The sequence below is a fragment of the Gordonia aichiensis NBRC 108223 genome (genome assembly GCF_000332975.1).
Taxonomy (GTDB): Bacteria; Actinomycetota; Actinomycetes; order Mycobacteriales; family Mycobacteriaceae; genus Gordonia; species Gordonia aichiensis.
Genome location: NZ_BANR01000026.1, coordinates 40613 through 54432 on the forward strand (window position 1 = coordinate 40613; position 13820 = coordinate 54432).

General features: G+C 66.0%; 11 protein-coding genes. 6 read left to right on the plus strand and 5 right to left on the minus strand.

From position 1 onward, the window contains the following. The first annotated feature begins 3 nt into the window (after positions 1-3). The 5 genes from GOACH_RS19320 to GOACH_RS19340 all read left to right on the plus strand — a co-directional run bounded on the left by GOACH_RS19320 (position 4) and on the right by GOACH_RS19340 (position 7938). On the plus strand, positions 4-2235 hold the full coding sequence (locus tag GOACH_RS19320; protein ID WP_040519197.1) for a heavy metal translocating P-type ATPase: 2232 nt from the start codon (positions 4-6) through the stop codon (positions 2233-2235). 17 nt (positions 2236-2252) lie between these two features. After that, positions 2253-2759, plus strand: a complete 507-nt coding sequence (locus GOACH_RS19325) for a GtrA family protein (protein WP_005178496.1) — start codon at positions 2253-2255, stop codon at positions 2757-2759. Positions 2760-2761: 2 nt separating this feature from the next. Further along, positions 2762-4186, plus strand: a complete 1425-nt coding sequence (locus GOACH_RS19330) for a phytoene desaturase family protein (protein ID WP_005178499.1) — start codon at positions 2762-2764, stop codon at positions 4184-4186. 307 nt (positions 4187-4493) lie between these two features. After that, entirely contained in the window at positions 4494-6398 is a 1905-nt protein-coding gene (locus GOACH_RS19335; protein WP_005178502.1) for a glycosyltransferase, read from the plus strand. Next, positions 6385-7938: a glycosyltransferase family 39 protein gene (locus tag GOACH_RS19340; protein WP_005178506.1), complete on the plus strand. Its 1554-nt coding sequence runs from the start codon at positions 6385-6387 to the stop codon at positions 7936-7938. Before GOACH_RS19335 ends, GOACH_RS19340 begins: the two co-directional genes overlap by 14 nt. 139 nt (positions 7939-8077) lie before the next feature. On the opposite strand, the gene GOACH_RS19345 is transcribed toward GOACH_RS19340, so the two are convergent. The 5 genes from GOACH_RS19345 to GOACH_RS19370 form a co-directional block, all read right to left on the minus strand. Beyond that, a complete protein-coding gene (locus GOACH_RS19345) occupies positions 8078-8956 on the minus strand; it encodes a TIGR03619 family F420-dependent LLM class oxidoreductase (RefSeq protein ID WP_040519157.1) in 879 nt (292 codons plus the stop codon). A 176-nt stretch (positions 8957-9132) separates the two neighbouring features. Beyond that, positions 9133-10065, minus strand: a complete 933-nt coding sequence (gene glfT1 / locus GOACH_RS19355; RefSeq protein WP_040519159.1) for a galactofuranosyltransferase GlfT1 — start codon at positions 10063-10065, stop codon at positions 9133-9135. Continuing rightward, positions 10062-10910, minus strand: a complete 849-nt coding sequence (gene wzt / locus GOACH_RS19360; RefSeq protein ID WP_085950631.1) for a galactan export ABC transporter ATP-binding subunit Wzt/RfbE — start codon at positions 10908-10910, stop codon at positions 10062-10064. Before wzt ends, glfT1 begins: the two co-directional genes overlap by 4 nt. Next, positions 10907-11776 carry a galactan export ABC transporter permease subunit Wzm/RfbD gene (gene wzm, locus GOACH_RS19365; protein ID WP_005178517.1) on the minus strand — a complete coding sequence of 290 codons (870 nt, stop codon included), beginning with the start codon at positions 11774-11776 and terminating at the stop codon, positions 10907-10909. Before wzm ends, wzt begins: the two co-directional genes overlap by 4 nt. A 76-nt stretch (positions 11777-11852) precedes the next feature. Then, positions 11853-12419 (minus strand): bacterial proteasome activator family protein, encoded by a 567-nt coding sequence (locus GOACH_RS19370; protein WP_005178518.1) that lies wholly within the window; start codon positions 12417-12419, stop codon positions 11853-11855. Between the two features lie 152 nt (positions 12420-12571). On the opposite strand from GOACH_RS19370, the gene GOACH_RS19375 reads away from it, so the two are divergent. Beyond that, the gene (locus GOACH_RS19375; protein ID WP_005178519.1) at positions 12572-13768 is read left to right on the plus strand and encodes a cysteine desulfurase-like protein; all 1197 of its coding nucleotides are present in this window, start codon (positions 12572-12574) and stop codon (positions 13766-13768) included. The last annotated feature ends 52 nt before the right edge of the window (positions 13769-13820 follow it).

Consider the following 13820-nt stretch of genomic DNA (forward strand, 5'->3'; position numbering starts at 1 on the left):
GCGATGACGTCGCTGCCCCGCCTCGTCGAGGCTGCTCAGGAAGACGGAGCGCGCACAGCGCCGACCGTTCGCTCCGATGCTGCCGGACGTCTGAGGCTCACGGTGCAGTGGCTGCGCGGACAGACGCGTCGCGCTGTGGCCGTCGAGGAAGCCGTCGGCTCGGTCCGGGGCGTGCGCGCGGTACACGCCCACCCGCGCACAGGTTCCGTGGTCGTGTGGTTCGGAGCGAGTGCAGAGCGGGCAGAGGTCCTGGCAGCCATCGACGCCGCAGCGACAACCGATCTCGCGCTCGTCCCCGACCGCGCACCCCATTCGGCCGACATCAGTAACAGCGAGATCGCCCGTATGGGAATAGGTTTCGGTGCGCTGATTCTTCTCGGTCTGCGGCGCTACGGGTTCAGGCGCCCCGCGCTACTCGGCCCGACGTCGCGCACGGTGGCCACCGGCGTGACGATCTTCTCCGGCTACCCGTTCCTGCGGGGCGCCGTGCGCGCACTGCGCGGCGGCAGAGCGGGAACCGACGCATTGGTCTCTGCGGCAACGATCGCCAGCCTCCTGCTCCGCGAGAACGTCGTCGCGCTCACCGTGCTCTGGCTGCTGAACATCGGTGAGTTCCTCCAGGACCTCACGCTGCGACGCACACGTCGAGCGATCTCCGATCTGCTGCGAGGTGCAACGGATTCCGCATGGGTGCGCCTCGACGACGGCACGGAGGTGCAGGTACCCATCGACTCGCTGGCACTTGGCGACGTGGTCGTCGTCCACGATCACGTGGCCATTCCGGTCGACGGCATGGTCGTCGAGGGAGAGGCCGCGGTCGACCAGTCGGCACTCACCGGCGAGAATCTTCCGGTCGCCGTGGAGACCGGCTCCACTGTGAGCGCGGGGTCGGTGGTCGTCACGGGTCGGCTCGTCGTGCGCGCAACTGCCGTCGGTTCTGAGACCGCCATCGGGCGGATCATCGCACGAGTGGAAGAGGCGCAACGCAGTCGCGCGCCCATCCAAACCGTAGGCGAGGCCTTCTCCCGGCGTTTCGTGCCCGCGTCGTTCGCGATGGCGCTCGGTACTCTTCTCGTCACCCGTGACCCGCGCAGGGCGATGACGATGCTGCTGATCGCGTGTCCCTGTGCTGTCGGACTCTCGACTCCGACCGCTATCAGCGGAGCGATCGGTAACGGCGCGCGCCGGGGAATCCTCATCAAGGGCGGCTCCCATCTCGAAGCCGCCGGAAGTATCAGCGCCGTGGTGTTCGACAAGACGGGCACACTCACCGTCGGACGTCCGGTGGTCACCAATGTCGTGTCATTCGTGGACGATTGGACCCCGGATCAGGTATTGGCATACGCCGCGTCGTCGGAGATCCATTCTCGTCATCCGTTGGCGCAGGCGGTGATCAGGTCGACCGAGGAACGTCGGATCGAGATACCTGCCCACGCCGAGTGCGAGGTCATCGTCGGACTCGGTATGCGATCACATACCGACGACGGCCGCGTCATGCTCGTCGGTAGTCCCGCGCTTCTCGACAGGCACGGGATCGGAGTCTCCGACGATGCGTCGGCTTGGGTGCAGCGGCTCCGTACGGCCTGCGAAACCCCGCTCCTGCTGGCGGTCGACGACCGCCTCGTCGGGTTGCTGAGCCTGCGTGACGAACTCAGACCCGAGGCACGCGACGTTCTTGACGGACTGCGACGGGACGGAATCGTCGAGATCGTCATGCTGACAGGTGATCATGCGGCCACAGCCGCGGCGATCGCGAACGAGCTGGGTATCGACGAATGGCAGGCCGAGGTCACTCCGGAGGACAAGTTGGCCGCGGTCCGTCGACTGCAGGCAGCGGGGCATGTCGTGGCGATGGTCGGCGACGGGGTCAACGACGCCCCGGCGCTTGCCGCCGCCGACATCGGCGTCGCCATGGGATTGGCGGGTACCGACGTGGCGGTCGAGACCGCCGACATCGCTCTCGCGGGCGACGACCTCTCCAAGATCGCTGCCGTACGTGACCTCGGCGCACACGCCGTGTCGCTCATCAGACAGAACTACGCGATGTCCATCGCGGTCAACGGACTCGGGCTTCTCGCGGGCGCAGGGGGAGTGCTTAACCCGGTGCTCGCCGCCGTTCTCCACAATGCGTCGTCGGTGGCTGTGGTGATCAACAGCGCTCGCCTGATTCGTTACGGACTCGCAGAGCAGCGGGGCCAGGTGGCCTTGGCGTCGGAGACGGTCGAGAGTTCGTGACGGTCTAGGGTGGCAGGGTGCAAGACCCAACCTCCGACGACGAGCATGATCACAAGTCACGGCACGAAGACTTCTCGACGCGCCACGCCCTGACCCCGATCGAACTCCCCGTCGACGATGCGGAGGCGTCGACCGACGTCCCGCTCGCGACGCAGATCCTCAGATTCGTCATCAGCGGCGTCATCTCGGGCATCCTCGACTTCGGGTTGACGACGCTCCTGCAGTTCGGGGTCGGGCTGCCCCCGGTGGTGGCCAAGGCCATCGGCTTCATCTGCGGCACCACCTGCGCGTATGTCATCAACCGCCGCTGGACCTTCCGCGCATCGCCGAGTACGGCCCGCTTCATCGCGGTGGCGCTGCTGTACTGCTGCACCTTCTTCGTCAACGTCGGCATCTACACCTGGCTTGCCCATGTCTGGGAGCACACGTTCCTCAACAGCCTCATCGCGTATGTGATCGCGCAGGGGACGGCCACGGTCATCAACTTCGTGGTGCAGCGCGTCGTCATCTTCCGGGTCACCTAGCGGTGAGCACTGCGGTCGTTGTCGGCGCCGGCCCGAACGGGCTGGCAGCGGCGGTCCGACTCGCGCAGGCCGGACTCGACGTGACGGTCCTCGAGGGTGCCGACACGATCGGCGGTGGCACCAGATCGGGACCGTTCGACGAGGCATTCCCCGAGCTCGTCGTCGACCACTGTTCGGCGTTTCATCCGCTGGGCGTCTCGTCGCCGTTTCTGCGCACCCTCCCGCTCGCCGAGCACGGTCTGCGCTGGTCCTGGCCGGAGATCGATTGTGCACATCCACGCGACGACGGCGCCGCCGCGTTGCTCTTCCGCGACATCGAGCAGACCGCGGCCGGATTCGCCGACACCGGGTATCCCGGGGCGGGGGACCGGTGGCTGTCGTTGTTCGGCGGAATCTCCGAGGGGTTTCGCGACATCGCCGACGACGTGCTCTCGCCGATGCTCTCCCTGCCGCGTCATCCGCTCGCGCTGGCACGTTTCGGGTTGCCGGCGCTGGCACCGGCGACGAGCCTCGCCCGTTTTCTCGGTCCGCACGCCGGCGCGCTGTTCGCCGGGATGGCCGCGCACGGCTTCACCCGACTCGACGTACCCGGCTCATCGGCTGCGGGCCTCATGCTGACCGCCGCGGGACACCATGGCGGCTGGCCGGTCGCAGTGGGCGGGTCGTCGGCGATCAGTAGCGCGCTCGCGAGTCTGTTGCGTTCGCTCGGCGGCAGCATCGAAACGGGACAGACCGTCTCCGACATCGCCCAACTGAGCGCCGACGTCGTGATCCTCGACGTGCTGCCGCGCAGTGCCGCCGACATCCTGGGTACGCGCCAGCCCGCCCGTGTCGCACGGTCGTATCGCCGATGGCGGCGCGGACCCGCTGCGTTCAAGGTCGATTACGTGATCGACGAGGAGGTGGGCTGGACCGCGCCTGACTGCGCCCGGGCGGGCACTGTGCACCTCGGAGGCGAGGCGTCGGACATCGCGAAGGCGGAGGCCGACGTCGCCGCGGGACGGATGCCGGCCCGTCCATTCACCCTCGTGGGGCAGCAATGGGTGGCCGACCCGAGTCGAGCGTCGGGCAGACTCAAGCCACTGTGGGCGTATGCCCATGTGCCGCAGGGGTATTCGGGCAACGCCACGGAGTGCGTGACCGCGCAGATCGAACGGTTCGCGCCGGGGTTCCGTGAGCGGATCGTCGCTGTACGTGCGACGACGCCCGCCGATCTGGAGCGATCGAACCCGAACTACCCCGGCGGCGACATCGGAGGTGGACGCAACGACCTGGTGCATCTCGTCGCGCGCCCACGCCTGACGCCGTCGCCGTATGCGACGGGTGTCAAGGGTGTCTACCTGTGTTCGGCGGCGACGCCGCCGGGAGGCGGTGCTCACGGGATGTGCGGCTTCGGCGCCGCCCAGGCCGCACTGGCCGACCTCTGACCCGTGTCCGGACGCGCCACCAGACCGGGCAACAACCGCGTCGGTCGGCCGAATGATCGTGTAACACGAGGGTCGGGCAACCCGACAGACCGTGTACACGAGTCCCCTGCGACGAGACTCGGCCGTGCGCCGGATTCGTCCGAAGTAGTTGGGGCGTCGGCCTCTTATGCGTCGACGGCGGTGCCGGTGACCCTGACCACCGAGGCCGGGTGTCAGTGCCAGGATGTTCACAGGGTGTGGGTTAGTGTTGGGCCGCCGGGGCCGACACGTGACGCGCGAGAGCCCCCGAAGAAACGAATGGGATGCAATGTCGACAGCAGCACAGCCGACCACGACCGATACCCCGCAATCGGATCCGTCCGAATCGAGCGGGATGTCCAGTTCGTCGCCGGATCGGCTGCTCGTCCAGCGGACGCTGTTCACCGGCCCCGACACCCGCATCGAGCCGGGCATGTACGCCGATACCGACCTGTCACGGGTCCGACTCGACCGCCACCGTGCGCACCTCGGCCCCGGCGCGCGACTGTCGGCCAACACCTACTTCGGACGTTTTCCCGCGTCGTTCTGGCAGAGCTACACCCGTGTCCGCTCCGTCCGCCTCGACTTCGACCACGACTGCGCACCCGGAACCACGCTGCGAATCGATATCCGCGCGTCGGATATCAGTGGGCGTGAACGGCCTGTGCAGACCGCGGAGGTCTCCGGCGCGGGGCACGTGAGCTTCGATCTCGACGTCACACGCTTCATCGACGGCGGCGCACTCTGGTTCGAGCTGACCGCCATCGATGGTCCCGCCAGCGTCTCCGATGTCGAGTGGAGTGTCGATACGCGCGTCCGTGACCGGCCCGTATCGGTGGTCATGTGTACGCACAATCGCCCTGCCGATGCTGTGGCCACCGTGCTGGCCCTCGCTTCTGATCCGGTCGTGCTCAAACGCGTCGCCGCCGTGTACATCGTCGACCAGGGCACCGACCGCGTCGCAGACCAGGCGCGATTCAGCGAGGTGGCCGCGGTCCTCGGTGACCGCCTGCACTACATCACGCAACCCAACCTCGGCGGTGCCGGCGGATTCAACCGCGGCATCCACGAGGTCACCAAGAACGGAAGCCACGCCACCGACATCGTGGTGATGGACGACGACATCACCTGCGAGCCCGAGTCCGTCCTGCGTCAGGTCTCGTTCGCCAACAGCACGGTGCGACCGATGCTCGTCGGCTCGCAGATGCTGCTGGCGTCGGAGACCTATCGGGTGCACATGACCGGTGAGTGGGAGGCACTCGACGAGCTCAAGGCCGGGCGTCCCGGTGCCTACGGTAAGCAGGGCCTCAACGCTCTCGAGAAGCAGCAAGATGCACGGACGGACGCGGGATGGAACGGCTGGTGGTCGTGTCTACTCCCGGTCGAGGCCGTCTACGCGGCAGGGCTGTCGCTGCCGCTGTTCTTCCAGTGGGACGACATCGAGTTCGGAATACGTGCGCGGCGCAACGGTTTTCCGACGGTCACGCTTCCCAACGCCGGGGTCTGGCACGCGGACTTCCACCTCAAGGATTACGACGACTGGTCGCGCTACTTCAGTTGGCGCAACGCTCTCATCGTCGCGGCGATCCACGGTCCCTACGACCCGAAGCATCTCGCGGGGGTGATCGCCAAGGAAATCGGCGCACACATCGTGTCGATGCGCTACGGGCTGGCCGCGACCTTCCTTCTCGCCGTACGGGATTTCCTGAGCGGGCCATCGATACTGGCCGACGGTGGAGTGTCCAAGCTGCCCGAGCTGAAGACGTTGCGCGCGCAGTATCCCGACACCGTCATCCGCGACAGTGCCGACGTGCTCGTCGACGCCGATCCGAATACCAGGATCTCGCGACGCGGTCCGTTGCCCGACGAGGACAAAGAGACCCGCGTGTTGGTCAAACGCGCTGTGCAGCAATGGCTCGGCCGGGTATCACCCGCACCGGTCACGATCTCCGCCGATGACGGGCGATGGTGGCATGTCGGGCTGTTCTCGTCGGCGGTGGTCACCGATTCGTCGCAGACAGGTGTGCGTATCCGGAAGCGTGACAAGCAGACCGCTGTCCGGCTCGGGCGTGAGTTGGGGGCACTGTGCCTGCAGTTGCGTCGAGAGGGACTCGACGTCGCCGAGCAGTGGCGCACTGCGATGCCGGAGCTGACGAGCCGCGAGAACTGGACGAGATTGTTTGACGGCGACTGAACGACTCCGCACCGCCCGGCCGGCACTGGCGGTCGGGATCCTCGGAGTGTTCTTGTCCGCCATGGGGTCCTGGCGACCCTCGCTCTGGTACGACGAGGCTGCGACGGTTTCGGCAATACATCGCCCGCTGTCGGCGATGACCGATCTGCTCGCACGGACCGATGCCGTGCACGCCCTCTACTACCTGTGCATGCATGTCTGGACCAAGGTGTTCGGACTGTCGGAGTTCTCGCTGAGATTTCCCTCCGCATTGGCCGTCGGGGTCGCTGCCGGCCTGCTCGTCGTCCTCGGTGAACGACTGTGGGACACCCGCTTCGGTGTGCTCGCCGGACTGGTGCTGCTTTGTCTGCCGCGTACCACCTGGGCGGGATCGGAAGCCCGATCGTATGCGGGCACGATCGCGCTGGCGATCGCGATGACGCTGGTCCTGCTCATCGCGTTGGACGTCGACAGTGCGCCTCGACGTCGACGCTGGGGTTGGTGGGTGGCCTACGTGTTCGTGTGCGTGGTTGGTGTGGTGTGGTTCTTCTTCACCATCACGCTGCTCGCCGCGCACCTGATGATCGTGCTCGTTCGGGTCCGCGCTCACGCTGACAGACGTCTATCGGTCTCGACCGCAGGAGCTTTCGTGGTCTCGGCGATCGTCGTTTGCGTGATCGTCGCACCATTCGCCCGGGTTGTCGTCTCCCAACGAGGACAGATCTCGTGGGTCGAGCAGATGACCCCGCGGATGCTCGGCAACTATGCGAGGTACGAGTTCTTCGACGGTGCAACCGTTTTCCTCGTCATCGCTTCGGTTGTTGCAGTGTTGGGGATCGTCGCGGCCGTTGTTGGTGCACGCGGACGATGGTCGATCTTCGTCGTCGGAGTGCTGTGGATGGCGGTGCCCGCAGCGTTGGTGTTCGTTTTCTCGTGGGTGGTCGACGCTGTCTACACGCCTCGCTATCTCGTCTTCACCGCGGGCGGGGTAGCACTGATCCTCGCGTGGGCGGTACGACAGCTTGCTCGTGACCGCATCTGGGCCGCAGCGCTTCTCGTCGTAGTCCTGGCCGCTGCCGCCGCACCGTCCTATCTCGCCGACCGCAGCCCGTACGGTCGCCTGGGTGGCACGGACTTCTCCGAAGCAGCCGACTTCATCGGCGACAATGCCCGCCCCGGCGACTGTGTTGCCTTTTCGGCACAGCCGACGTGGAGTCCGGTGTCGCAACGGGTGATCCTGCGCGCCAAGCCTGATGACTTCGTCGGTCTGCGCGACGTCGGGCCGTCGGTCGACGCGATCCGCGCCGACTCCCTCTGGGACGGCGACAAACCCGTTACCGCGTATCGGCATTTCGCCGAGAAGTGCAGCGTGATGTGGGTGATCGCCGACAAAGACCGCGACCGCGGCTACGTCACCTACCCCGGGGCCACAGCATACTGGGTGTTCTCGCCGAGCCACTTCACGTCGACGCCGCTCTACCAACAGCTTTCGGCGTCTGGCCTGCGTCTGGTGCGGCAGGTGCCGTTCAACAACTCCCAGGTCGTCGAGATGCGCCGCTGACGTCGACTGTGCGCTCCCGACCGCCGACTGTGCGCTCCCGACTGCCGGCTGTGCACTCCGGACCGTCGACTGTGCGCTCCCGACTGCCGACTGTGCGCTCTCGTCCGCTGGCTGTGCAGCCTTGGCCGTGAGCTGGGCGTCAGCCGTTGACCTTGGCGATCACGTTGTCGGCGTAGGAATTGAGATGGTCGATCTTGGTCTGCAGCGGTTCGGTGTCGTCGCCCATGACGTACGGGAGCCGGAAACCCACGATCACGTCGGTGATTCCCTTGTCCTCCAGTCGCTTACATCCGTCGACCGTGTAGGCGTCGAGTGAGATGACGTGGATTTCGAATGGGTCGTTGAGCTTTCCCTCTGCCTTACGGATGTTGGCGATCTTGTCGAGCAGCGTGTCGAGCTCCTCTGCGGGGCCGCCGCCATGCATCCACCCATCGCCGCGTATGACCGCCCGGCGCAGCGCGGCGTCGGCATGGCCTCCGACGAGCAGTGGGATCGGTTCGGTCGGGGTGGGTGTCATCTTGATGCGTGGGATGTCGTAGAACTCGCCGTGGAACTCGAAGTACTCACCGGAGGTCAGCCCGCGGAAGATGTCCATGCACTCGTCCATGCGCTTGCCGCGTCGGGCGAAGTCGACGCCCATGAACTCGTAGTCCTCCGGCCACGGACTCGTGCCGACACCTAGCGCGAGCCGGTTGTTCGTCAGGTACGCAACGGAACTCGCCTGCTTGGCGACAAGTGCGGGTGGGCGCACCGGAAGCTTGAGAACGAACGGCGTGAACCGGATGGTCGAGGTCACCGCGCCGAGGGCCGCGGCCTCGATGAACGTCTCGATGAATGCCTTGCCGTCGAGGAACTCCCGGTTGCCGTCCGGCGTGTACGGATAGGTGGCGTCGGACTCCTCGGGATACGCGAGCGAGTCGGGAATGGTGAAGCCCGCGTACCCGGCCTGCTCGGCCGCTTGGGCGAGTGGCGCATAGAAGCTGGGATCTGTCATCGCCTCGGCGAAGGTGAACCGCATGTGTCTCCCCTGGGTGAATCGATGTCTGCCCATAGAGTAGAACACGTTCTAGTTCCGGCGCGGGCGGTCGGCGAATCGCGCACAGTCGGCGCCGGGGAGCGCCCAGTCGGCGGCCAGGAGCGCCCAGTCGACGGCCAGGAGCGCACGGTCGACGGCCAGGAGCGCACGGTCGACCTTCAGTCGGGCCGCACGAACCGCTCGCGACGGCCGAGCTGCTGCAGACGGAACCACTCGCGGAACCCCTCGACGTCGCGCTGCTGGACCAGGAAGTACCAGCCGAAGCGGGCATACTCCTGGGGCAGCAGCTTGCGCATGCCAGGTTGATTCATCAGAAAGCCGCGGTTGCGGTAGGTGAAAAAGCGCTTGATCGCGTTGTCGGGGTACTGCGTGTGCATGCGACCACCCAGAATCGGACGGAACTCGTCGGACCCGTACGGGTGTAGGTATGCCGTGGTCAAGCAGGTTCCGAAGCGCAGTCCGGACCGCACCAGGCGTCGATGTACCTCCACCTCGTCGCCGCGGAAGAACAACCGGAGGTCGGGGACGCCCACCACGTCGAGCGCATGCGCAGAGAACAGCGCGCCGTTGAACAGCGACGCGATGCCGGGCAGCAGATCGTCGTCGGCTGTCGGCGCGCCCTCACCCTCGAACAGTTCCGACCGCTTGCGCCGCCACACCACTCCGCGGCGCAGCGGGAATGCGAGAGTGTCGGGGTCGTCGATGTTGACCACCACCGGCGAGACCTCGTCGAGCCGGTGCCGTGCGGCACAGTCGAGAAGCGTCGACAACACCTCACTGCCCTCCGGGCGCCCGTCGTCGTCGGCGCACCACACCCAATCGGCGCCGAGCGCCAGCGCCTGCAGCATGCCGAGTGCGAACCCGCCCGCGCCCCCGAGGTTGCGCTCCGACCCCACATACGTCGCCGGGATAGGCTGCGCGGCAACGAGATCGGCAACCTGCTTCTCGTTTCCGTTGTCGACGACGACGAGGTGGTCGACGGGTCGTGATTGGGCAGAGACAACATCCAGCGACTCGGCCAGCAACTCGGCACGACGATGCGTCACCACCACCGCGACGACCCGCGACGTCGTATCCGCGGACCTACTCACGTCGACGTGCCGTCGGTCTGCGCCATCTCGTCGAGCACCTCGCGCACGTGAGCCGCAGCTGCCGGCCCCTCGTAGGCATCGACCACTTCTTCGATGCCGCCGTCCATCCGGATCTCGCCGTGATCGATCCAGAGCGCGCGGTCACACAACTGCGCGAGGAACTCGTTGGAATGACTGGCGAACACGAGGATGCCCGAGCGCTCGACCAGCGACTGGAGCCTGGTGCGCGCCTTCTTCATGAACTCGGCGTCGACCGCGCCGATGCCCTCGTCGAGGATAAGGATCTCCGGATCGATACTGGTCACCACGCCAAGGGCGAGGCGCACCCGCATACCGGTCGAATAGGTCCGAAGCGGCATGTTGAGGTAGTCGCCGAGTTCGGAGAACTCCGCGATCTCGTCGGTCTTGGCGAGCATCTCCTTGCGGCTGACACCCAGGAACATGCCCCGGACGATGATGTTCTCGTAACCGGAGATCTCCGGATCCATACCGACACCGAGGTCGAAGACCGGCGCCACCCGGCCCTTGACCCGACACGATCCGCGGGTCGGCTCGTAGATGCCCGACAGCAGCCGAAGCAGCGTCGACTTGCCTGCACCGTTGTGGCCGACGAGGCCGATGCGGTCGCCGTGTTCGAGGTGCAGGTTGATGTTCTTGAGTGCCTCGACCACCACGACGTTCGACGCGTTGGCGCCGATCACGCCACCCGCGGCGCCGAGCACGGACTTCTTCAGTGACCGCGTCTTGGCGTCGAAGATGGGGAAGTCGACGCAGGCGTCCCAGGTGTCGACGCGGACGGAGTCGTTCTTGGCGACGGGCTTTGGGGAGTCGGACACGATGCTCACACCCAATACGGAACTCGGGCGCGGTAATTGCGCATGATGAACAGGGCGAGCAGGCATCCGACGACGGTGCAGCCGATGACGATCGCCCAGTGGTAAAAGGCCACCGACTCACCGAGCAGGGGCCCGCGCGTGATCTCGAGGTAGTGGAACATCGGATTGATCTCGACGATGCGTGCTCGCGACGATCCCTCGCCTGTGACCTTGTGCAGCGACTGTGCGCTCCAGATGATCGGCGTCATGAAGAACACCAGTCGCACCGCGGTGGTCAGCAACTGACCGATATCGCGGAAGCGGGTGGTCAGGATGCCGAAGACCATCGCGACCCACACGCTGTTGATCACGAACAGGATCATCGCCGGGATGATCAGCACGACGGTCCAGCTGAGGTGGATGTGCTTCCAGAAAATCGCGAGCAGCACGAGATAGATCACGATGTTGTGCGCGAAGATGATCAGCTGTCGCCACGCGAGCCGGTAGACGTGCACCGACAGCGGCGACGGGATCTGCTTGATCAATCCCTCGTTCTTCGCGAACACCTCGGAGCCGTCGAGGATTGAGCCCTCGATGAAGCCCCAGAAGATGAAGCCCAGGGTCACGTACGGCAGGAAGGTGGTGATGTCCTCGTCGAACAACTGCGAGTACAGCAAGCCCATCGCCACGGCGGTGATACCCGTTGCGATGGTGATCCACAGCGGCCCGAGGACCGATCGCCGGTACCGCTGCTTGATGTCCTGCCAGCCCAGCAACGCCCACAGTTCCCGGGCGCGCAGTCCATCCGAGAGGTCCTTGAAAGCCCGCCGAAACGACCTCGAATCCGACGTCGTGGGTGCTGGCGGAACTTCCCGCTCGTTGACTACCGCTGACACGGGGATTCAGCATACAAGCGAGCAGTTCGACGCTCCGGAACGGGCGCCGTGGCCGCACTCGAGCCGGGACGGATACTCAGAGGTACTGACCGGTGCTCGGTCCGCCGCCGGGACCTCCCGGACCTCCGGGGGCGACGATGCCCGGAGGTAGCGCACCCTGACGCATCTGCTCCAGCTGTGCGCGTGCCGCCATCTGTTGGGCGAACAGTGCCGTCTGGATTCCGTGGAAGAGTCCTTCGAGCCAACCGACGAGCTGGGCCTGCGCAATTCGCAGTTCGGCGTCCGACGGCGTCGAATCGTCTGAGAAGGGCAGTGCCAGGCGTTCCAGTTCTTCGCGCAGTTCAGGTGCCAGGCCGTCCTCGAGTTCGCGGATCGACGTCTGGTGGATCTCGCGGAGCCGATTGCGAGACGCTTCGTCGAGAGGAGCCGCACGGACCTCTTCGAGCAATTGCTTGATCATGGTGCCAATGCGCATGACCTTGGCGGGTTGCTCGACCATGTCGGCGACGCTGTCTTTGGATTCGCCGTCTTTCCCGTCGTGATGGTCATCTGGTCCGACCACAACGACGTTCTCGTCAGCGCCTGCGTGAGAACCGAAACCGCTGGGGTCGAACGCTCCGGACGATGTGCCTTCGCTAGCCATGCAACCCATTGTGCCGAAAGCCACCGACTCCCGTCGCAAGTAGTGGCCATTGCTCCCGACGCCGCGGCGTCGGGGAGAGGGCGTCGGAAAGGGATGGCACGTTCCGCGGTGACCCGTCCAACCTCGGGTGCGGGCCGTCTATCGTGGCTGGCATGAGTCTCGACGTCGCTGCGGTGCGAGGACTGTTCCCCTCGCTGGGCGACGGATGGATCCACTTCGACGCGCAAGCGGGCATGCTCATTCCCGACTCGGTGGCCAGTGCGGTGTCGTCGGGGTTCCGGCAGCTCGGCGCTGCGCCGGGCGGGGTCTATCCAGGTGCCGTGCGCACCAGCGAAGCGATCGACGGTGCGCGTCGGGCGGTCGCCGACCTCGTCGGCGCCGAGGCTGCGGGTGTCGTCCTCGGACCCTCGCGAGCCGGACTCATCTGGTCACTGGCGGAGTCGATCGCTCCCAACACCTGGCTCGGCGGCGATGTCGTGGTGAGCCACGCGGACGACGAGCCGAACATCGTGCCGTGGATGAGGGTCGTCGGCCGATACGGCGGATCTGTGCGATGGGCCGAACTCGACATCGAGACCGGTGAGTTGCCCGCGTGGCAGTACAAAGACCTCATCGGAGCGCGGACGGCTGTCGTCGCGGTGACCTTGGCGTCATCGACCCTCGGCGCAATCACCGACATACCAGCGATCGCTCGCATGGCGCACGCACGTGGCGCGATGCTGGTCGTCGACGCGACCAACGCAGCGCCCTACATGCCGCTCGACATCGACGAACTCGGGGCCGACGTGCTCGTCGTCTCGGCCGAACGGTGGGGTGGCCCACGAGTCGCGGCGATGGTGTTCCGAGAGCCCAAGGCCATCGACCGACTGGTACCGATGTCGGTCGACCCGCGGGCGGTCGGGTCCGCACGACTCGAGTTGGAACCGCTGCAAGGCGGCCAGCTGACCGGTCTCGTCGCGTCGATCGAACACCTCGCCTCACTCGACGGTGACGCGATCGGCAAGCGTCGTCGACGACTTGTCGCCTCGCTCGACGCGGTGAGCGAGTATCTCGATCGGCTGATGGTCTACCTCACGACGACGCTCGATCAGCTCAGTCAGGTGTCGGTGATCGGCGCCCCGACGAATCGTGTTCCGACGCTGAGCTTCACGGTCGATCAGGTCTCGGCCGACAAGGTCGTCCGACGACTCTCCGATAACGGGATCTGTGCACTCGCCGACCTCCCGTGTCGTGCGCTGACCCGCATGGGTGCGAGCGACTTCGGCGGTGCGGTGAGCATCGGTCTCGGGCCGTATTCGACGCCGTATGAAGTTGACCACTTGGTCAGAACTCTGGGGTCGTTCGGTTAGTCGAAATTCACCGAGGGAGTACTGTGGGTCGGTCGATCCACATGGTTTAGCG

Excerpts from the sequence above, each read along its gene's own strand:
- GOACH_RS19320 (WP_040519197.1), top strand. The coding sequence starts at position 4 with ATGACGTCGCTGCCCCGCCTCGTCGAGGCTGCTCAGGAAGACGGAGCG.
- GOACH_RS19335 (WP_005178502.1), top strand. The coding sequence starts at position 4,494 with ATGTCGACAGCAGCACAGCCGACCACGACCGATACCCCGCAATCGGAT.
- GOACH_RS19375 (WP_005178519.1), top strand. The coding sequence starts at position 12,572 with ATGAGTCTCGACGTCGCTGCGGTGCGAGGACTGTTCCCCTCGCTGGGC.
- GOACH_RS19370 (WP_005178518.1), bottom strand. The coding sequence starts at position 12,419 with ATGGCTAGCGAAGGCACATCGTCCGGAGCGTTCGACCCCAGCGGTTTC.
- GOACH_RS19345 (WP_040519157.1), bottom strand. The coding sequence starts at position 8,956 with ATGCGGTTCACCTTCGCCGAGGCGATGACAGATCCCAGCTTCTATGCG.